This window comes from Candidatus Pelagibacter sp. HIMB1593 (genome assembly GCF_052047755.1).
Lineage (GTDB): Bacteria > Pseudomonadota > Alphaproteobacteria > Pelagibacterales > Pelagibacteraceae > Pelagibacter.
Genome location: NZ_JBNAJK010000001.1, coordinates 79,170 through 99,189 on the forward strand (window position 1 = coordinate 79,170; position 20,020 = coordinate 99,189).

General features: G+C 28.9%; 25 protein-coding genes and 1 tRNA gene. 12 read left to right on the top strand and 14 right to left on the bottom strand.

What is annotated here, in order from left to right; genetic code table 11:
* Positions 1-2: 2 nt before the first annotated feature.
* Together ACTTA0_RS00415 and ACTTA0_RS00420 are read right to left on the bottom strand one after the other, a co-directional pair.
* A complete protein-coding gene (locus tag ACTTA0_RS00415; protein ID WP_440675488.1) occupies positions 3-2,132 on the bottom strand; it encodes a hypothetical protein in 2,130 nt (709 codons plus the stop codon).
* Positions 2,133-2,362: 230 nt separating this feature from the next.
* The gene (locus ACTTA0_RS00420) at positions 2,363-2,668 is read right to left on the bottom strand and encodes a hypothetical protein (RefSeq protein WP_440675489.1); all 306 of its coding nucleotides are present in this window, start codon (positions 2,666-2,668) and stop codon (positions 2,363-2,365) included.
* Positions 2,669-2,749: 81 nt separating this feature from the next.
* Here ACTTA0_RS00420 and ACTTA0_RS00425 point away from each other — a divergent pair, with 81 nt between their 5' ends.
* Genes ACTTA0_RS00425 through ACTTA0_RS00435 form a run of 3 tightly spaced genes read left to right on the top strand, consistent with a single transcriptional unit; the run spans position 2,750 to position 4,338 of the window.
* Positions 2,750-3,958 carry a DNA cytosine methyltransferase gene (locus ACTTA0_RS00425; protein ID WP_440675490.1) on the top strand — a complete coding sequence of 403 codons (1,209 nt, stop codon included), beginning with the start codon at positions 2,750-2,752 and terminating at the stop codon, positions 3,956-3,958.
* A 2-nt stretch (positions 3,959-3,960) separates the two neighbouring features.
* Complete coding sequence (locus ACTTA0_RS00430; RefSeq protein WP_440675491.1) at positions 3,961-4,176, top strand: hypothetical protein; 216 nt, start codon at positions 3,961-3,963, stop codon at positions 4,174-4,176.
* A 30-nt stretch (positions 4,177-4,206) separates the two neighbouring features.
* Positions 4,207-4,338 carry a hypothetical protein gene (locus ACTTA0_RS00435; RefSeq protein WP_440675492.1) on the top strand — a complete coding sequence of 44 codons (132 nt, stop codon included), beginning with the start codon at positions 4,207-4,209 and terminating at the stop codon, positions 4,336-4,338.
* Here the strand turns inward: ACTTA0_RS00435 and hisG are convergent.
* The 12 genes from hisG to ACTTA0_RS00495 form a co-directional block, all read right to left on the bottom strand.
* Positions 4,321-5,013 carry an ATP phosphoribosyltransferase gene (hisG, locus tag ACTTA0_RS00440; RefSeq protein ID WP_440675493.1) on the bottom strand — a complete coding sequence of 231 codons (693 nt, stop codon included), beginning with the start codon at positions 5,011-5,013 and terminating at the stop codon, positions 4,321-4,323. The genes ACTTA0_RS00435 and hisG overlap by 18 nt on opposite strands.
* On the bottom strand, positions 5,013-6,065 hold the full coding sequence (locus tag ACTTA0_RS00445; protein WP_440675494.1) for an ATP phosphoribosyltransferase regulatory subunit: 1,053 nt from the start codon (positions 6,063-6,065) through the stop codon (positions 5,013-5,015). Before ACTTA0_RS00445 ends, hisG begins: the two co-directional genes overlap by 1 nt.
* Positions 6,043-7,437 (bottom strand): histidine--tRNA ligase, encoded by a 1,395-nt coding sequence (gene hisS, locus ACTTA0_RS00450; RefSeq protein WP_440675495.1) that lies wholly within the window; start codon positions 7,435-7,437, stop codon positions 6,043-6,045. Before hisS ends, ACTTA0_RS00445 begins: the two co-directional genes overlap by 23 nt.
* Positions 7,438-7,749: 312 nt before the next feature.
* Positions 7,750-7,962 carry a cold-shock protein gene (locus ACTTA0_RS00455; RefSeq protein WP_075505957.1) on the bottom strand — a complete coding sequence of 71 codons (213 nt, stop codon included), beginning with the start codon at positions 7,960-7,962 and terminating at the stop codon, positions 7,750-7,752.
* A gap of 81 nt (positions 7,963-8,043) precedes the next feature.
* Positions 8,044-8,118 (bottom strand) — tRNA-Phe (locus ACTTA0_RS00460).
* 4 nt (positions 8,119-8,122) lie between these two features.
* Complete coding sequence (infA, locus tag ACTTA0_RS00465; protein ID WP_023854397.1) at positions 8,123-8,338, bottom strand: translation initiation factor IF-1; 216 nt, start codon at positions 8,336-8,338, stop codon at positions 8,123-8,125.
* Positions 8,339-8,340: 2 nt separating this feature from the next.
* Positions 8,341-9,624 carry a histidinol dehydrogenase gene (gene hisD, locus ACTTA0_RS00470; protein WP_440675496.1) on the bottom strand — a complete coding sequence of 428 codons (1,284 nt, stop codon included), beginning with the start codon at positions 9,622-9,624 and terminating at the stop codon, positions 8,341-8,343.
* A gap of 2 nt (positions 9,625-9,626) precedes the next feature.
* Positions 9,627-10,019 carry a DUF2948 family protein gene (locus ACTTA0_RS00475; RefSeq protein WP_440675497.1) on the bottom strand — a complete coding sequence of 131 codons (393 nt, stop codon included), beginning with the start codon at positions 10,017-10,019 and terminating at the stop codon, positions 9,627-9,629.
* Entirely contained in the window at positions 10,016-11,278 is a 1,263-nt protein-coding gene (murA, locus tag ACTTA0_RS00480) for a UDP-N-acetylglucosamine 1-carboxyvinyltransferase (RefSeq protein ID WP_440675498.1), read from the bottom strand. Before murA ends, ACTTA0_RS00475 begins: the two co-directional genes overlap by 4 nt.
* 3 nt (positions 11,279-11,281) lie before the next feature.
* Complete coding sequence (dcd, locus tag ACTTA0_RS00485; protein WP_440675499.1) at positions 11,282-11,842, bottom strand: dCTP deaminase; 561 nt, start codon at positions 11,840-11,842, stop codon at positions 11,282-11,284.
* 97 nt (positions 11,843-11,939) lie between these two features.
* Positions 11,940-12,140: a hypothetical protein gene (locus tag ACTTA0_RS00490; RefSeq protein WP_440675500.1), complete on the bottom strand. Its 201-nt coding sequence runs from the start codon at positions 12,138-12,140 to the stop codon at positions 11,940-11,942.
* 172 nt (positions 12,141-12,312) lie between these two features.
* Positions 12,313-13,035, bottom strand: coding sequence for a TVP38/TMEM64 family protein (locus tag ACTTA0_RS00495; RefSeq protein ID WP_440675501.1), 723 nt, complete (start codon positions 13,033-13,035; stop codon positions 12,313-12,315).
* 94 nt (positions 13,036-13,129) lie between these two features.
* On the opposite strand from ACTTA0_RS00495, the gene rpmH reads away from it, so the two are divergent.
* The 9 genes from rpmH to ACTTA0_RS00540 are packed head-to-tail and all read left to right on the top strand — an operon-like array spanning position 13,130 to position 19,993.
* Entirely contained in the window at positions 13,130-13,270 is a 141-nt protein-coding gene (gene rpmH / locus ACTTA0_RS00500; protein WP_023854404.1) for a 50S ribosomal protein L34, read from the top strand.
* Between the two features lie 4 nt (positions 13,271-13,274).
* The gene (rnpA, locus tag ACTTA0_RS00505) at positions 13,275-13,616 is read left to right on the top strand and encodes a ribonuclease P protein component (RefSeq protein WP_440675502.1); all 342 of its coding nucleotides are present in this window, start codon (positions 13,275-13,277) and stop codon (positions 13,614-13,616) included.
* Positions 13,616-13,864, top strand: coding sequence for a membrane protein insertion efficiency factor YidD (yidD, locus tag ACTTA0_RS00510; protein WP_075505949.1), 249 nt, complete (start codon positions 13,616-13,618; stop codon positions 13,862-13,864). Before rnpA ends, yidD begins: the two co-directional genes overlap by 1 nt.
* A gap of 1 nt (position 13,865) precedes the next feature.
* Positions 13,866-15,542 (top strand): membrane protein insertase YidC, encoded by a 1,677-nt coding sequence (yidC, locus tag ACTTA0_RS00515; protein WP_075505948.1) that lies wholly within the window; start codon positions 13,866-13,868, stop codon positions 15,540-15,542.
* Positions 15,542-16,408, top strand: coding sequence for an acetylglutamate kinase (gene argB, locus ACTTA0_RS00520; protein WP_440675503.1), 867 nt, complete (start codon positions 15,542-15,544; stop codon positions 16,406-16,408). The genes yidC and argB overlap by 1 nt, the downstream gene beginning before the upstream one ends.
* A complete protein-coding gene (locus ACTTA0_RS00525) occupies positions 16,405-17,076 on the top strand; it encodes a pyrimidine 5'-nucleotidase (protein WP_440675504.1) in 672 nt (223 codons plus the stop codon). The genes argB and ACTTA0_RS00525 overlap by 4 nt, the downstream gene beginning before the upstream one ends.
* 4 nt (positions 17,077-17,080) lie before the next feature.
* Entirely contained in the window at positions 17,081-17,908 is an 828-nt protein-coding gene (dapD, locus tag ACTTA0_RS00530; RefSeq protein ID WP_440675505.1) for a 2,3,4,5-tetrahydropyridine-2,6-dicarboxylate N-succinyltransferase, read from the top strand.
* 1 nt (position 17,909) lies between these two features.
* Complete coding sequence (dapE, locus tag ACTTA0_RS00535; RefSeq protein ID WP_440675506.1) at positions 17,910-19,067, top strand: succinyl-diaminopimelate desuccinylase; 1,158 nt, start codon at positions 17,910-17,912, stop codon at positions 19,065-19,067.
* Entirely contained in the window at positions 19,064-19,993 is a 930-nt protein-coding gene (locus tag ACTTA0_RS00540) for a histone deacetylase family protein (RefSeq protein ID WP_440675507.1), read from the top strand. The genes dapE and ACTTA0_RS00540 overlap by 4 nt, the downstream gene beginning before the upstream one ends.
* Positions 19,994-20,020: the final 27 nt, after the last annotated feature.

A 20,020-nucleotide genomic window follows, 5' to 3' on the forward strand; every position in this document is an offset into this window, starting at 1 on the left:
AATTACAAAGTATAATTCCTATCTCTCCATCTTATATCCTCTATACCCTCAGAGAATCCATTTATGGAAAATTCAAATTTTGAGTCATGCACAAAGAAAACTATTTGATTATTATTTTTTTCTAAACCTTTAACATTCTTCATATTAATTTTAAATTCCTCATCAGAAAAATCAAAATCTCTTAAGCTGTATCTTTTAAAGGGGTTAGATAGTCCTTCAGAGTCGAAAGCTGCCTCAACTACAACTCTCCTTGGATAAAATGTGCAACCATCAGTTAAAAAGTTTTGGTACTCAATTATTCTTCTTTCGTATTTTGCTATAGTATTTTGCATTAAATCTAACTGTTTTTTTCCTAACTCATCGGAATATTTTGAAATATCTACTTTTTTTGTTTCTTCTAAATATTTTTGTGCTTTTTGAATAGAATCCTTAATTTGCTCTTTTGTATAAGTTACTCCTTTTAATTTATATGTTACTGTTCCATCCTTCTCATTGAATTGTGAAACTTCGTATTTTTTTAAACCCTTGAAAATAGGTGGAATAACAATATGAGTAACTTTCTCCTTAATTTTTTCTTTGTTTTCTTTTTCGTCTTTTTCACCGTCAGTTCCTAAATCTTCATCTTCCTCATTTTGACCAAATCCCTGTTCATTAACCTTAAAAAAATCTTGGGTAGCCTCAAAGTCTTCCTCTGTATTTTCTAAAGTGATTAATCTGTAAAGTTTTGTTGTAATGTTTCTCGATAAAGAAATAATTTTTCTAAATCCTTTATAATCTTCTTTAAGCTTCCAATTATCAGCACTTATTTCTGAATGATTGGCTTGCTCAGCATGTTTAAACAACAATGCAACATGCTTATCTTGTACATCTACCAAATGAAACATTGAGCATTGTTTATTTCTTCTTTTATAAAGTGGCATTGGGCCCCTTATAAAGTCATTAAATGTTTCTCTAATATTATCTAATGAAGAAGGATATTTTTTAAAATAAACATCATAATAAGTATGAGAGTCTATAGTTCTTGTTTTAGAGTTTTCTTGATATTTTTTTACTTGAAACTTTACTCTTAATTTTACTAACTTATAAGAGTTAAAATCTTCCACTAATTTTTCAAAAGATTCTATATCCTGTTTCTTTATATCTTCCTGATCATAAAAAAGATATTCATACTCATTTTGATTGTCTGAAACACCTTCTAGTTCTTGAAGGAAATTATAATAATCTTCGCACAATCTTTTATTTGATAAATGTTCCTCATTTTCGACTGCCAATTTTTGAATTGTATGGCTATTAATGACAATATCGCCAACTTCTACTTCTAGCTGATTTCTTAAAATGGGAACTCTATAAATATCTAGAAGCTTTTTGATTATAAAATCTTTATCTATTTCCTCCTGATTATAGAATGGTACTACTATACTAGTTCCTGGTTCATCAATTTTTCTTTTTAAACCAAACAATGATATGAATTTTTCAACATTTTCTATTTCACTTTCGGGAACACATTCTTTGTTACCTTCTATTTCTTTTTCTTTACCAAACGAAGCAAAAACACTGTATTTTAAACCATCTACTTTTCTTGACCCAAAGTAAGACATTCCAAAAATACTAGCTTTATTATTATTGGTTGAGTCGACCGATAATCCAAAAAAAGTGGAGATACCTGAGTTGAGCATGAAAGTTTGCATACCTTCACCCTCACTACCTCCTTTAGTATGATCCTCTAATTTTGATTTTCCACCAAAATCATATAGAAAATAATACCAATTATTTCTTTCACCTGATTCAGTTATTTCATCAAGAGTTTCGGGCTCTCCTGTAATTCCAGTTGTGTTAAAATCTTCCATTAAGAGACATGGTATTTCTGATGTAAAGATTGTTCTTTTGTTATACCTTCTTTCATTAAGGTGTTTTTCAAAATTTTTATCAAAAAACTCACAGTCATCTTTGCTTATCATCTTGAATTGAAACTTTAATTTCGTTGTTTTTCTAATTTTATTCTGAACCAGTGCTGCATCGATTGCATTTTGAACACATTCTAAAATACAATTATCTGGCTTTTCAAACTTTTGTTGTGGGGTTGGATCAATAAGTTTTCCACCAGGGTGTTTATCTGGAATAAATTTAAACATTATTTTTTCTTTCAATTTTTAACGCATGCAAGCTACACAGAAAGAAGAAAAGATGTAGCTTCGCACGCATTAAAATTTGCACAGTTAACTTGCTAATTGCAACTTTTGAACCTAAGCATAAAACAAAACCAGGATGCACTCTGGTGAGAGGATTGCTATAAGTTCTAACGATATAGTTGCTTACCGTGTATGACATCCTCTTCTTTTTAACGTGCATCAATTCTAAAATTTTATTCATCCCAATAAGATTTTTTTTGATTTTCTTTAATTTTTTTTCCAGCATTATCCCAAGCCTTAAGCATTGATTGATAAGCCTCTTTGACATCTTTTAAGATTTTTCTTTTTTCTGCTTCTGTATATTTGTAGCCAATCTTGGTTTTTTCATTGTAGACTGTTGATAAATTTTGAACATTTTTCAAAGCACGTAATAGCTTTGGTACTCTTATAGATGCAAACTCTCTAAATTTTTTCTCTGGTGACCAGTTTTTTGTTCTAGGTCTTGGCCCCCTAAATTCTACAATTTTTTTTGTTTCCATAATTTTTATAAATTATATTTGAAATAAATAAACTTGTCAATAGTATTTATTTGTTATATGTATTCTATATAAATAATACAAATGAAAGTCAACAAAATAATAAATATTGCTGAATTATTCTGTGGGGCTGGTGGTTTCGCCCAGGGATCTAAAGAGGCTGGATTTAATCATCTTTGGGGTTTGGATAATCATGAAGATTCATGCAAGTCTTTTGAAAAGAATCAAAAATGCAAATCTTATTGTGAGGATATAAGAGAATTTACTAAACCGTCTTATCTTAAACAAATTAAAAAAACTCATGGAAATATTAATGGATTATTATTTGGTTTCCCATGCAATGACTTTAGTTTAGTTGGAAAAAATAAAAAGATGGAGGGAAAATTTGGTGGACTTTATAAATATGCATGCAAAGTTTTAGATTATTTTGAGCCAGAATTTTTTGTTGCAGAAAATGTTACCTCACTAGGAAAAAAATTAAAACACAATTCTTCAGTAAGAAAAAAAGTTAAAGATATTTTTAATAATGAAAAATTACAAAATCAAAACTATCAAAATTTTAAAAAAATAATGGGAGATTTAGCTAGCTGCTCAAAAAGTGGTTATAGAATTTATGCTGATAATTATAAATTCGAAGAATATGGAGTTCCCCAAACTAGACATAGAATTATCTTAGTAGGATTTAGAGAGGATTTTTTTAAAGAAAATAAAATAAACTTTGAAAAACCAAAAAAAATTGAAGGTCCTTTTGTGACTTGTAAACAAGCGATTGATAAAATTCCTGAATGGGCTAGTCATCAAGAACTAACTAAACATGACGATAAGGTAATACGAAGGTTGAAAAAAACAGCTGAAGGAAAAAATGTTTGGGATTTAGACAATGATGAAGATGGACTACCAGGAGTTAAAAAAGCAAGAATGAGTCATATTTATAAAAGACTTGATAGCTCTAAACCTTCTTATACTGTTACTGGTAGTGGTGGTGGAGGAACACATGTTTATCACTACAAGGAGAATAGAGCCTTAACCAACAGAGAACGTGCTAGATTACAAACATTTCCTGATACATACAATTTTATTGGTGGTAAAGAGTCTATAAGAAGACAAATAGGAATGGCTGTACCTGTGCTTGGGGCAAAAAAAATTATGAATGCTGTTAAAAAAGCTCTAAAAAAAAATAAACAGTATAAATCTTATCATCATGATTGGATGATAAAAGGGAAAACAAGAGATCTATATTTTACTGGAAAAGAATATGTTGGCTATCAAATGAAATTTGATTTTGATGATTAGTCGTGAGTAACTTTATTTGTCCTAGTTGTTTAAGTTATAAAATTTTAACTGAAAAATTTATATCTATAGGTTTACCAAATAATAATGATCCTTGGTCATCTATTACTCAAATAATACAATGTGGAAATTGCAAAAAAAATATCCCAGCACATCTTGGGGAAAGATGGAACAATCTTACTTTAGAAAGCGCGAGAGAAGAACTTAAGAAATATTATTGATAAGGAGTATAATTAGTCTAAAATTTAATAATGGAATTATTATTAATATTTAAAATTATTATTGGTTTAGGAATGCTAATTGGTCTTTATGCAATCCTTCGAAACCTAGATATTATTAAAATTATTCTTATTTATTGGAAAGATTTAATTCTTAGAAAGTAAACTAGCTAAAATTTGAAGAGATTTATTTTTAGACGATGATTTAGATATCATCATACAAGCCTCTGATTTTAAAATCTCCCCATCTTTTAAAATTCTTAAATTATTAGCTTTTAAAGTTTCCCCCGTTGAAGTGATATCAGTAATTATTTCTGATGAACCAGTAAAAGGATATGCCTCCGTAGCACCTAAACTATCTACTAATTTAAATTGAGTAACCCCTTTAGAAAATAAAAATTCTCTTGTTAAATTTGGATATTTGGTTGCAACTCTTAATCTTTTCTTTTTCTTATCTCTAAACTCAAATGCTATTTCCTCTAAATCAGCAATAGTTTGAACATCAATCCAAGGATCTGGAATTGCAACTACTAATGTGGCCTTCCCGAAGTCATATTTTTTAATCACATTAATTTTCTTTTGAATATTTATTTCACTCTCTTTCAACAAATCAAATCCAGAAAATCCTAGATCTAATGAACCATCTCCGAGTCTTTCTATAATTTCTCTTGCATGAAGGTATAAAATTTTAACATTTTTCTTTTGTTTAATTGAACCTAATAAATCTCTTTCTCCTCTTTCTGAAATTAAATTTAATTTATTTTTTTTAAATATGTTTAAGACATCCTTTCTGAGTCTGCCTTTGCTAGGAATTCCAATATTTAAAATGTTTTTTTTCATTAATAATTTAAATTTAATGCAGCCCCAACTGCTGGTATTTGTTTTTTTGACCCAAGATCAGAAATTAATCGATCATAACGACCACCATTAATAATATTTTTTAATTTATTTTTTGATTTAATGTCAATTTTAAAAACCATTCCTGTGTAATATTCTAATTGTCTTCCAAAAGAAGTGGAAAATACTACGTTTAGTTTTGAAACTTTCTTGTTAGAGACAGGAAAATATCTTTGATCAACCACCAAATTAATTCTATTTTTTTTAAAAAATTTGTTTAACTCAGATGCAGCCTCGTTGATTGGACATTTAATTTTTAAAAAGTCTTTAATAATTTTTGATACACCTTTACCTTTACTAGCTCTTCTTGGATCTTTAATTTTGTTATCAAATCGATTTAATATCTCATTAATAGTTCTTCCTGCTATTACATTTGATAAATCTTCTTTCAGCATTTTTAAATAACGCTTTTTATCTATTTCAACGATTGTTGGATCTACATCAGAGTTTGTCTCTAATCTTTTTAAAAGATCGTTAAAGTAATCTTCTCTCCAAAAATGTCTTAATAATCTTAACTTCCATCTTTTTGGAATATTTAGTTTTGAAATTAACAAATTAAATATTTCAACATTTCCAATTGTTAATTTGCCTGATGAATATTTAATATTTTGAAGAGATTTTAATGAGGTATTGATAATTTCTTTATCATCATTTTTTTCATCTTTAGAGCCTAAAATTTCAAATCCAATTTGATCTCGGATAATAGAATCACTTTTATTTTCAGATTTTCTATAAGCTTGACCACTATAAAAAATTTTTTCTTTTCCTTTTAAATTATTTTCTAAATATCTTAAGCAGGATGCAATTGTTAAATCTGGTCTAAGACACAGCTCACTTCCATTTTGATCAGTAAATGAAAAAATAAATTTTCTAAAATTTTCTCCTGACCTTTGAACGATATGATTAGCCTCAATTACCGATGGTAAATCTATGTATTTGTAACCCTTAGATTTTACTGATCTAAGAATGCTTTCAGATAAGTTTTTTGATTTCATCTATTAAATTTGATTTTGGAAATGTTTTGTTATTTTCACCTTTAACACCTTTAAGATTTTTTATCGTTACTGTTCCTTCATTAAATTCATTGTCACCACAAATAACTGCTACATTTAATTCACGCTTATTTGCTAAGGTTAATTGTTTGCCTAAATTTTTCTTTGTATCTAAAAATATTTCTGCATTAATGTTATTTTCCCTTAATTGATCTACAATTTCGTAATAATTTTTTAGATATTTTTCATCCATCACACAGACTAAAACGGGCTTTTGATCATCCACCTTAATCTGATCCAATTGCAAAAGTGCAAATAACAATCTATCCACACCAAAACTAATTCCTGTACCTGGAATATCTACCCCTTTAAATCTTGAGATAAGCTTAGCATAAGAGCCTCCCGAACATATGCTGCCAATATCAACTTCTTTTCCTTTATTATTTGTAACTTTAAAATTTAAGTTAGTTTCAACAATAAAATCAGAATAATAAGCTAAACCTCTAACAATAGTAAAATTGGTTTGTACTTGATCTAAATTAGAACCAAATCCTAAAATTTCAAAAACTTCCTCAAGCTCTTTAATTCCTTCTTGAGACAATGGATTTTTTAAATTTTCTTTTAATTGTTTTAAGTCTTTTATTTTTAAAAAATTTAATATTTGCGATGCTTGTTCATCTGTTAGATCAGCGCCTTTTGTAACTGCGCCGCTTGCATCTTTTCTCTCTTTTTTAAGAAGATCTTCAACACCTTTTAAACCAAATCCAGGTTTATCTAATTTATCAATAGCTCTAATTACTTTTAATTGCTTATCTTCAGATATTTTTAAATCATCAATTAAACCTTGTACAATTTTTCTATTACTAATATTGATTGTAAATTGATCTTTATTCAAACCACAATCTAAGAGTGTACTCGAGATTAAATTGCAAAGTTCTGCATTAGCTTGAGCTGAATTAACATTTCCAACAATATCAAAATCAGCCTGCATGAACTCTCTATATCTTCCATTTCCTGCTTTTTCATTTCTAAAAACATTTTGAATTGCATATCTTTTGTAAATTGATGGAAGCTCTTGGTTGTTTTGAGCAACAAATCTAGCTAAAGGACTGGATAGATCGTATCTAAGAGTAATATTTTTATCGCCATCTTTAAATGAGAATACATCAGACATAGGGTTATCCTCGTCCTCTGCTAAAAACGAACCAATATTTTCGCTAATCTCAAAAGAAGGTGTCTCTAATGGTTCAGCTCCAAATTTTAAAAAATTTTTTTCAATCACTTTTAAAAGTTGTTTTTTTAAAACTAACTTTTTATTCCAACGATCTTCAAATCCAGATGGTAAGGAAGGATTGAGTTTTTTATCTTTTTCCATTTTAGTGGTACTTTGGGTAGGTTACGCTCCTACGACTTCGGATCCACAAACCGACGTGATACTATTTCACCACCAAAGCTTATCCTTTAGTTATTATCTTATTTTATGTGGAATGAAAATTATAATATAAATAAATAGCCTAATGGCTATGGAAACAGTTTCTGTGAGTACTTCTATAAGTAATTCTGTATGTAATATTTATATTCATGAGCAGCGTTTTAGTCAAAAATTATTAATATTCAAGGCTTAAATAAAAAAAGGACGTTAATCTACTAAATGTAGAAATAACGTCCTTTAGAAATTTTACGAAAATTAGTCTATTTTTTTTAAATTTACTGCAGAAGGACCTTTAGGACCGTCTTCTAATGTGAATTCAAGTTTATCACCTTCATTAAGAAATCTCATTCCAGCAGCTTTTACAGCTGAAGCATGTACAAAGGCATCTTTCTCTTTGTCGTCTCTCTCTATAAAGCCATATCCCTTTTTACCATTATACCATTTTATTTTACCTTGTAGTGTACTCATCTTATTTTTTCGTCCTTTTGTTATTTATTATATTAATTAAGTTAATTTCTTTTGCAGGTATTTCAAGATCAAACTTTGTGGTGGTGGCTGAGGAAGGATTCGCACCTCCGACACAAGCCTTTTCAGGGCTCTGCTCTACTCCTGAGCTACTCAGCCTTATTTATCCTCTAAAGATAATTCTTCCTTTAGTAAGATCGTAAGGTGTCATCTCCACAGTTACATTATCACCTTGAAGAACTCTAATTCTGTTTTTTCTTAACTTACCTGCTGTGTGAGCTGTAACCGTATGACCATTCTCTAGCTTAACTCTAAACATTGCATTCGGGAGTAGGTCTATCACAGTCCCCTTGAATTCAAGTAAGTCTTGTTTTGACAAATTTATTTTCTCCTTATTCTTTTTAATACTGATTGAGCATGCCCAACCAGGCCTTCATAATTTGCAAGTGTTATAACTGATGGTCCGAGACTTTCAATACCCTTTTTTGATAGGTTTATGTATGAAATTCTTTTATAGAATTCGTTTACACTTATACCACTTGAATATTTTGCTGATCCGTTAGTTGGTAAAACATGGTTTGAACCTACATTATAATCCGTCATAGCCATAACAGCATATTTTCCTAAACAAATTGATCCTGAATTTTTTATTTTTGAAACAATAGATTTATAATTTTTAACATTTAACTCTAAATGCTCTGGAGCTATTTTGTTGACAATATCTATAATTTTTTTATCTGAATTTACATGCATTAAAATTCCATTATTTTGCAAACTTCTCTTTGCAACAGATTCTCTTGGAATTTCTTTTAATTGTTTAATTATTTCAGTTTTGACTTTATTTAATAAGTTTTTATCTTTTGAAATTAATATGCACTGTGCAAGATCATCATGTTCTGCTTGTCCTATTAAATCACTAGCAATCCATTCTGGATTTGAATACTTGTCACAAACTATTGTAACTTCAGAAGGACCAGCAGTCATACCCTCAATTCCAACATCTCCAAAAACTTCTTTTTTTGCAGCTGCAACGTAAGCATTCCCAGGCCCTACAATTTTATCAACCTTTTTAATTTTTTTTGTTCCATAAGAAACTGCAGCAATAGCAGATGGTCCACCAATTGAATAAATTTCCTTAATTTTGCATTTTTTGGCAGCGTATAATACTGCAGGATTTTGTTTTCCTTTGTAGCCTGGGTTGATCATAACTATTCTTTTTACACCAGCAACAATAGCTGGAATTGCATTCATCAATACACTAGATGGATAGGATGCAGTTGAACCAGGTACATAAATTGCAACCGACTCTAAAGGTAAATATTTATACTCAAGTTTATTTTTAAATTTATCAGTGTAAGAAATATTTTTAAACTTTTGTAATGAGTGAAATTTATAAATCCTGTTGTATGCAGTATCGATGGATTTTTTTACTATAGAATTTAATGATTTAATTGATTTTTGAATTTGATTTGAGCTAGGTTCAATTATTGAATTTTTATTAAATTTTTTCTCATATTTTAATAAAGCTTTATCACCATTTTTTTTAACATCTTTAATAATGTTAGTGACTGAAACAGAGCTTGATTGAACTTTTCTCTTTCTTTGCAATAATAAATTATCTAATAATTTACCAAAATTTTTCTTACTGCTATCTAAAACCTTCATCTCTAATTTATTTCGCTTTGGTCCTCTAATATTGCTTCAATCGTTTCAGCGGTCAAAGCAATATGAGCATTGTTACTAAAAAAGAGATTTATTTCATAAACATCGTTATTTTTCAAATAATCTATTCCTACTAATTCTAAAACCAATTCTTGATTTGATTGATCAATATTTTTTGACTTTACATTATCAACAAAATCAAATCTGCAGATACTATTGACTTTTTTGTCCTCATTTTCATTTTCTACTTTAATACGTTCAATTGATAACAAAAATACTTTATTAGATTCTAGATACTTAATATCTGAAACTTTTACTTTAGCTCCTGAACTACATGCCGAAATCATTTGTAATCCCTCTTTGTCTGTAGCAATAATTTTAGCTAAATATTTGTTCATCTTTTTAATCTTTTTATTTTAACACCAATATTTTTTAATTTATTTTCAATTTTTTCATAACCACGATCTAAATGATAAATTCTGTTAATTACAGATCTTCCATGTGCAACTGAAGCTGCTAAGACAAGTGCCACTGATGCTCTTAGATCACTAGACATTACTTCTGCACCAATAAATTTCGTATTACCCTCAATATAAGCTTTATTATTTTTAGTCCTAATATTCGCACCTAATCTTTGTAATTCAGCAACATGCATAAATCTATTTTCAAAAATATTTTCTGTAATTGAACTTTTTCCTTTTGCTTTACACATTAAGACCATTAATTGCGCCTGTAGATCTGTTGGAATTCCGGGAAACTCTTTTGTTTTAATATTTTTAATAGACTTAATTTTGTCTGGTCCATTTATATGAATTTTATTTTTGCTTACTTTTACTTTGGCGCCAGTTTTTTTTAATAAATTAAGTTCTGTATTTATTATTTTTGGATCTAAATTACTAATTTCTAGAGTTCCTTTAGCTAAAGTTGCTGCTACGCAAAAAGTACCAGCTTCAATTCTATCAGCCATCACTGAATAATTTGTTGAATTTAAAGAACTTACTCCGTTAATAGTACAAGTTCTCCCTTTCCAATTAATTTTTGCACCAGCTGAATTAAGAAAGTTAGTAAGGTCTTTTATTTCTGGCTCAACAGCACAGTTTCTTAATATTGTTTTTCCTTTTGCCAAGCATGCAGCAATTATAGAATTTTCAGTTGCACCAACAGTAATTTTTGGAAATCTAATTAACGCTCCTTTAAGTTTGCCAAAAGATTTTGCTAAAATGTAACCGTCTTTAATTTCATAATTCATGCCAAGTTTTTCTAAAGCTGACAAATGATAATTAACTGGTCTTGCACCAATTAGGCAACCACCTGGTAATGATGTTTTAGACTTATGATATTTTGCAACTAAGGGTCCTAATACTAAAATTGAACCTCTCATTGTTTTAACTAATGAATAACTAGCAAAAGTTTTCATATTTTTATTGTTTGAAATTTTTGCAGTTTTTTTATCTTTAGAAAGTTCAATTTTTGATCCAAGAGACTTAAGTAAATTAAGCATAGTGCTTATATCTTTTACTCTTGGAAGGTTATGAATAGTTACCGGTAAATCAAAAAGTAGTGTAGCTGCTAATATTGGCAGTGAAGCATTTTTAGAACCTGATATTGAAACTTTGCCCTTGATTTTGCTAGGACCGTCAATCAGAAATTTGTCCATAACTTACTTTTTAATTTTAGCAACCTGAATAGTAGTTTGTCCCTGATATTTACCGTTCTTAGATTTATAAGTTGTCTCTGGTTGAGTTTCTGATTTAAAAAATAAAAATTGAGCTATACCTTCATTAGAATAAATTTTTGCTGGATTAGGTGTAGTGTTGCTTAGCTCTATAACTATATTTCCTTCAAATTCGTTTTCAATAGGGGTTACATTACAAATTATACCAGTTCTTGCATAAGTACTTTTACCAACACATATACAAAGTACATCTTTTGGAATTCTGAAATATTCTACTGTTTTAGCCAAAACAAATGAGTTTGGAGGAATAATGCAATGTGGTCCCTTTTTCTCAATAAAATTGTCATCTGAAAAATTTTTTGGATCAACTAAGGAATTATTAACATTAGTGAATATTCTATATTCATCAGAGATCCTAACATCATAACCCATGCTACTTAATCCATATGATATTTTTCCTTCTGCAACTTGATGATCTAAGAATGGATCGATCATATTGTGCTCTTTGCACATCTTCTTAATCCACGAGTCAGGCTGAATAGACATTACTTAGATTTTTTTTTATTTTTTTTTTGAAATAGTTTTCTTTTTTTTAAGTTTTTTCTTAAAGCTAAGCTCAAACGCTCATTTTTATCTTTAGAACTCATTCTTTGTTGGGATTAGTCAAAAAATCTAACGATATTGGTTTATTAGGATCTAATGGTTTTGATGTGGGCTCTTCTTTCTTTGGGCCTTCTTTAGCTAAACGTTTAGCTTTTTTTTCAGCAAGCTTTTTTTCTCTTTTAGCTTGCTTCTCCATAAGCTTGTTGCCTTTTGTAGATTTATAATCGTAGTGAATTCCCATAACATTTTTTTAGTAGATATAGATCATTATGATCAAAAAATTAAGGCAATAATTTGAAAAAAATGCTTTATTATCAATAAATAACTAAATGTATTTTAGCTCCTGTAGTTAAATGGCATAACAAGTCATTGGTAATGACTAGTTCCCTGGTCAGTACAGGGTGGGAGCACCATTAATTTCTATAAAATTTTTTTCTAAAAATAATTGAAATCGAAATTAGTACAAAAAAAGTTAAAAGAGGAATGTAAATATCAGGAGAAAAAATAATATCTGTTATTCCCGGAACTTCAGAGTTTTGATCAATTAATTTTTCAATACCAGACCCAATAGATACAACCAAAAAGACCTGGGGAATTATTCCTAAAAATGTTGCAAATAAAAAATTTTTTACTTTTACATTAAACAATGTGGGTAAAAGACAACTTATTTGCCAAGGAACTCCTCCTATAAATCTATAAATAAGTAAATAAAAAAATTCAGATTTTTTAAATTTAATTTCAAGATTTTCAAATTTGTTAAGAAATTTTTCTCTTATTATATCTTTTAAAAAATAATTTCCAAATAAGTATATAAAAGTTGCACCTATGCTCATAGATAGTACCACAACAATTGTTCCTATCCACTTGCCAAGAATAAATCCACCTAACAAACAAACCGGAGATCCAAACCCTAAAAAAGGGAATATCCAGATTATTGCAAATATTAAAAATAAAAATGAAACTAAGAACATGTTAGAATCTCTTAATTCAATAAAATAAGATCGATTGTTTCTCAGGAAGTCATAGGAAGTTATCTCTTGAATACTAAATTTTGAAAAGAAAAAATATAAAAATAAACTAACAATTAATAAGTAAGATAAACCTATAAATAGTTTAATTTTTTTTGTTTTTTCCATGAATATTGTTATTTTATTCCTAAATCTTCTATTTGCTATTTTTATTATTGCTAATATAAAGAGGCAAAATTTATAAAATTTAATCAATTTATTTATGAAAAGAACATACCAACCTTCAAATAAAAAAAGAGCAAGAAAACACGGCTTTAGATCAAAAATGAAGACTAAAGGTGGAAAGAAACTTTTAGCTAGAAGAAGAGCCAGAGGAAGAAAATCTTTAACTGTATCAGTGTAAATTAATGAAAAGCAAAATTGTTGCTCTTTCAAAAAACGAAGAATTTAAAAATTTACTTAAACAAAAAAAGTTCTCGAATAAGTATGTAACTATTTTCTTTGGTAAATTAATGAATAAAAATAATAATAAATTCAATATTAGCTTTGTAACAAAAAAGAAATTAGGGAATGCAGTTAAGAGAAATAAGATTAAAAGAAGATTAAGGAATATTTTTAACGAAGCAGTTAAAAAAATATCAATAAATTTTAACTATTCATTCCTTGTTATCGCTAAGTCATCTATGCTAAATAATGAATACAAATTAATAAAAGAAACTCTATTTCAGGATTTTGAAAAAATAAAATAATGAATATTTTTACAAATATATTAATTAAAATTATCAAAGGTTATAAATATCTGATTAGCCCTCTATTTGGACATTCTTGTAGATATTTACCTACTTGCTCAGAATACAGTATTGATGCACTTAAAGAATTTGGTCTGTTAAAAGGATCATTTTTAAGTATTAAAAGAATCTTATCTTGTCACCCAATCAAATTTTTGGGTGGTGGTGAAGGTTTTGATCCTGTTAAAAAAAATACAAAATTAAAATAGTATGGATACTAAAAATATAGTAGCAGCAATTTCATTATCAGCAGCAGTTATAGTTTTGTATTCACTATTTTTTGCTCCTCCACCAATTACTAAAGAAAATATGGCTGAAGGAAATAAAGTTGAACAAAACAGTGATACACCTTCACTAGATCAAAAAGAAAATGTTGCTGAAATTTCTAGAGAAGAAGCTTTAAATCAAAGTGAAAGAATTAATTTTGAAAATGAGAGTATTGTTGGTTCTATTTCACTTAAAGGTGGTGTTATTGATGATCTAACTTTTAAGCAATATAATGTCAGTCTAGACTCACAGGAAAAAGTTACACTTCTTTCACCAAGAAATTCAAAAGATGGTTATTTAATTGAAAGTGGTTTTATTACATCTGATAAAAATGTTGAAATTCCAAATTCAAATTCTATTTGGAAAGTTTCAGGAAACAATAAATTAACAGATCAATCTCCTATAAAAATATCTTGGACAAATGATCAAGGTATTACATTTGAAAAAGAGATTGCCTTAGATGACAAATATTTATTTTCAATTAAACAAAGTGTAATCAATCCTACAGATAAAAAGTATGATTTTTATACTTATGGGCAAATCATTAGAAATGAAATGCCTGATATATCTAACTTCTATATCCTTCATGAAGGATTAGTGGCAACACTTGATGATGAACTTATTGAAGAAGATTACGATGATATACAAGAAAAGAAATTTTCAAGAACAGCTCAAAAAGGATGGCTAGGGATTGGAGATAAGTACTGGGTAACTTCACTAATTCCACCTAGAGAAAAAGAATTTAAAACAACATTTGATTATAAAGATAAGTTCAGAGCAAACTTTGTTTCAACTGAGCCATTGGAACTTAATGAAAATTCGTTGATTGAAGAAACCTTACAAATCATTGTTGCTGCAAAAAGAGTTGATGTAATTGATGGATATGCTGAATCTTTAAACATTGATAAATTTGACTTAACAATTGATTGGGGATTTTTATACTTTATTACCAAGCCATTATTTTTTGGAATAGATTATTTCTTTAAATTACTTGGAAATTACGGCTTAGCTATCATAGCAATTACAATTTGTATAAGATTAGCATTTTTCCCGCTTGCAAACTTTTCGTTCAGAAGCATGGCAAAAATGAAAGCCTTACAGCCTGAAATGGCGAGACTAAAAGAGCTACACAAAGATGACAAAATGAAATTGCAACAAGCAATGATGGCTCTCTATAAAAAAGAGAAAGTAAACCCGATGTCTGGTTGTTTACCAATACTTGTACAAATTCCAGTTTTCTTTGCTTTATACAAAGTTTTATTTGTAACAATTGAAATGAGACAAATGCCTTTTTATGGCTGGATACAAGATTTATCTGAGAGAGACCCAACCTCTTTGTTTAATCTATTTGGATTATTGCCATATGATGTTCCATCATTTTTAGTCATTGGAGCATGGCCTGTTGCGATGGGTGTTTCTATGTGGGTTCAACAAAAATTAAATCCTGCACCAACAGATCCGATGCAAGCAAAAATATTTATGTTCTTTCCATTATTCTTAACAATAATTTTGGCACCTTTCCCAGCAGGGTTGGTAATATATTGGACAGTAAATAATATTTTAACTATGGCACAACAAGTTTTTATAATGAAACGAACCACTGTTAAAACAACAACTTAATGTTGGATATTAAAGAAGAAGAATTAAAAACAATTCTACCGCTCGATGGTCCTTCAACTGTAGAAGTACAAAAATATTTAGAAAAATATAACAATGAATATATTGTTATTAAATGTGGTGGTAGCGTTTTAATTGATCAAAATCTTTTTGATATTTTTATTAAAGATATTTCAACACTAAATAAACTAGGATTTACTCCTATTATTGTTCATGGGGGTGGAAAAAGAATAAGCAATAAACTTAATGAGATAGGTTTAGAAAGTAAATTTATAAAAGGATTAAGGGTAACCGACAAAGAAACTATTAAAGTTGTGGAAGAAGTATTAATTGATTTTAATAAAGAAATTATCAATGCACTTGATCAGCAAAATTGCGAAAGTCAGAGTATTAATTCCAAGGAAAATAATATTTTAACAGTTGTACAAGAAAATGAAGAGCTTGGTTTTGTGGGCTCTCCTACAAATGTAGATCAATCAATAATAGATAAAATTATAGCAGATAAAAAAGTGCCTATTATTGCCCCCTTAGGTTTAGATGAAAATGATCAAACTTATAACGTCAATGCAGATACTGCAGCTGGCTTTATTGCTAAAAAAATTAACGCAAGAAGGTTAATTATATTGAGTGACGTAGAAGGTGTTTTGGATAACAATAAAAATCTAATTCCGGAAATTAATTCAGTCTCTATAAAAAACTTAATCGATAATGAAACAATTACTGGTGGTATGATTCCAAAAATAAATAATTGCTTAGATGTTGCTAGTAACGGAGTAAAAGGAGTTGTTATAATAGATGGAAGAAAAAATCATTCTGTTCTATTTGAACTTTTATCAGATGAGGGATCTGGAACTTTAATTAGACAATGAAAAATTTAAGCCATATTAAAAATATTTTATTTGATTGTGATGGTGTACTTTATAGTGACCTAGAGGCAGTATTTGGCCAAGTAAGTCGAAAAATGACTGAATATATCTCAAGTAAACTTAATGTAGATTTAAAAAAAGCCAAAGAACTTCAGACAAATTACTTTCACAAATATAACACAAGCTTAAATGGTCTAATGATACATCATGAAATTGATCCTAAAGAATTTTTAGATTTTGTTCATGATATTGATTTATCTTTTTTAGAAAAAGATACGGCATTAAGATATGAGTTAGAGAATATAAATATAAGAAAATTTGTCTTCACTAATGGTAGTTACAATCATGTAAAGCACATCACTACAACACTAGGAATTGACGACCAATTTGAAGGCATATTTGATATAGTAAATGCAGAATATCATCCAAAACCAGAAGCTAAAGCTTTCGATTTAATGGTAGAAAAATTCAAAATTGATCCAAAAGAAACTTTGTACATTGAAGATATAGCAAAAAACTTATCGATAGGTAAAGAGCGAGGAACAATTACTGCTTGGTTAATTAATGATGAGGAATGGGGCAAAAAAGAATCTGATAAAGAGTATATTGATTATAAAATTGAAAATCTTACTTTATTTTTAAAAGAAATAAGGTTATTAAAAAACCAATAAAACTATGAGTATAGAAAACATTATAAATGAAGCTTGGGAAAACAAAGATCAAGTTAATCAAAATTCAGATCAAAAATTAAAAGATACTATTAATCAAGTAATAGAAGATCTAGATAGTGGTAAATCTAGAGTTGCTGAAAAAATTGATGGTGAATGGGTAACTCATCAACACCTAAAAAAAGCAATTATGCTAAGTTTTAGAATTCATGGAATGGAAACTTTAGATGGTCCCTACTCAGCTTGGAGAGATAAAGCTCATTTATTAAAAGGAAAAACAGCCGGATGGTCAAACACTGATTTTGAAAAAGCAGGTTTTAGAATGGTACCAAATACTGCAATGAGAAAAGGATCATATGTTGCTAAAAATGTTGTTCTAATGCCAAGTTATGTAAATATTGGTGCTTACATAGATGAAGGAACAATGATGGATACATTTAGTCGTGCAGGAAGTTGCTGTCAGATTGGAAAAAATTGTCATATTTCAGCAGGAACTGGTATTGGTGGAGTTTTAGAACCAGCACAAGCGCTTCCAACTATTATTGAAGATAATGTTTTTGTAGGTGCTATGTCAGAAGTTGTGGAAGGGGTAATAGTTGGTGAAGGTTCAGTATTAAGTATGGGTATGTATATTGGCCAATCAACTAAAATCGTTAATAGAAAAACTGGTGAAGTAACACACGGTAAAATACCTCCTTACTCAGTAGTTGTTCCTGGATCATTACCAGATAAGAATAATCCTGCCGCACCTTCGTTATATTGTGCGGTAATCATCAAACAAGTTGATGAAAAAACAAGATCTAAAACATCAGTAAACGATCTTTTAAGAGATTAAAATGCAAACCATTAATGAATTACAATTAGCCAAAGAGCTAATTCGTTACCCGTCTATAACACCAATAGATGCTGGAGTAATGAAATTCTTAGAAAAACAATTAAGAAAACTTGGTTTCAAAACTAAAATATTAGAGTTTAAAGAAAAAAACACTAAACCAGTAAAAAATCTTTATGCAAGACTTGGAACCAAAGGTCCAAATTTTTGCTACGCTGGTCACTTAGATGTTGTACCTGCTGGAAACTTAAAAGATTGGACAGTAAATCCTTTCAGACCCTCAATTAAAAAAGGACATTTAATTGGAAGAGGAGCAAATGACATGAAAAGCTCTATTGCAGCTTTTGTCACTGCTGTCAGTATTTTTGTTAAAAATAATAAAAAATTTAATGGCTCTATAAGCTTACTAATTACAGGTGATGAAGAAGGAATGGCTATTAACGGTACAAAAAAAGTTGTCGAATACTTAAAAAAAAGAAAAGAGAAAATTAATTTTTGTTTAGTTGGAGAACCAACTAATCCAAATAAATTGGGAGAAATGATTAAAATTGGTCGAAGGGGAAGTATGACTGGCAGACTTTCAATTATAGGTATTCAGGGTCATGTTGCTTATCCTCATAGGGCTAACAATCCATCAACTGCTCTTGTTCAAATATTAAAAGAATTGAAGGAAATTAAATTTGATAAAGGAACAAAAGACTTTCAGCCAACAAACCTAGAAGTTACAAAAATAAATATTGATAATACAGCCGATAACGTAATTCCAGGTTTGGCTAATGCAACTTTTAATATTAGATTTAATAACAAACATTCATCGAATTCAATTAAGACAAAAATAAATAAAATATTGAAGAAAATTTGTCATAAAAATAAGTCAAATTACAAAATTGAATATAGTGTATCTGGTGAAGCTTTTTTAACTAAACCTAACCAAACTACATATATGATCCAAGATATAATTAAAAAGATTACTAAAATTAAGCCTGAACTCTCAACCACAGGAGGCACCTCTGATGCAAGATTTATTAGAAAGATTGCTCCCTGTTTAGAATTTGGTTTGGTTGGAAAAACAATGCACAAAGTAGATGAAGCAGTTTCTTTAGGTGATTTAAAAAAATTAACTTTAATTTATTCAAATATTTTAAAGAATTATTTTAAGTGAAAACAGCTTTAATTACTTCTGATACATACAAAAATCATAATACAGGAGATGGACATCCTGAAAAAATAGACAGAGTTACAGCTGTTATTGATAACTTTAAAAAATTAGATAACAAAAATTTAATATGGAAAAAGCCTTCAAAATTTGAAAAATCAATATTAATAAAAACTCATTCTTCTGAATATATTGATCATGTCGATCGATCATACCCTCAAAATGGATTTAATTTTTTAGATGGAGATACAGTTGTCTCCCCTGGTAGCAAAGAAGCAACAATGGATGCTGTTGGATCAATTATAACAGCGATTGATGGTGTGGAGGAAAAAGAATTTAAAAATGCTTTTTGTGCAGTAAGACCTCCAGGTCATCACGCAGAAAAAGAGAAGGCCATGGGCTTTTGTATTTACAACAATGTTGCAGTTGGAGCTAATTATTTAATTGAAAAATATGGTTATAAAAAAATTGCTATAATTGATTTTGACGTCCATCATGGAAATGGAACGCAAGATATTTTTTTCAATAATGAAAAAGTTTTATATATTTCCACTCATCAATTTCCATATTACCCAGGTTCAGGTTCGGAAAAAGAGATTGGAAAATTTAATAATATTTTAAATATTCCACTTGAAGCTGGCACAAGTGCTAGAGAATATTTAAATGCATATGAACTAGTATTAAAAAAATTAAAAGAATTTAAACCAGAATTTCTATTGTTTTCTGCAGGTTTTGATGCACATATTGATGATCCTTTAGCACAATTAAAACTTAATGCTGAAGATTATTATACAATTACAAAAAGAACTTTAGAAATTTCAAAATCATTTTGTAGAGGTAATGTAGTATCTATACTAGAAGGTGGATATGACTTAAAAGCACTACAAGATAGTACTCAAAGACATGTTGATGCTTTAATAGAATTTAATTGATAATTCCAAATAAAAAACTAAATAAAA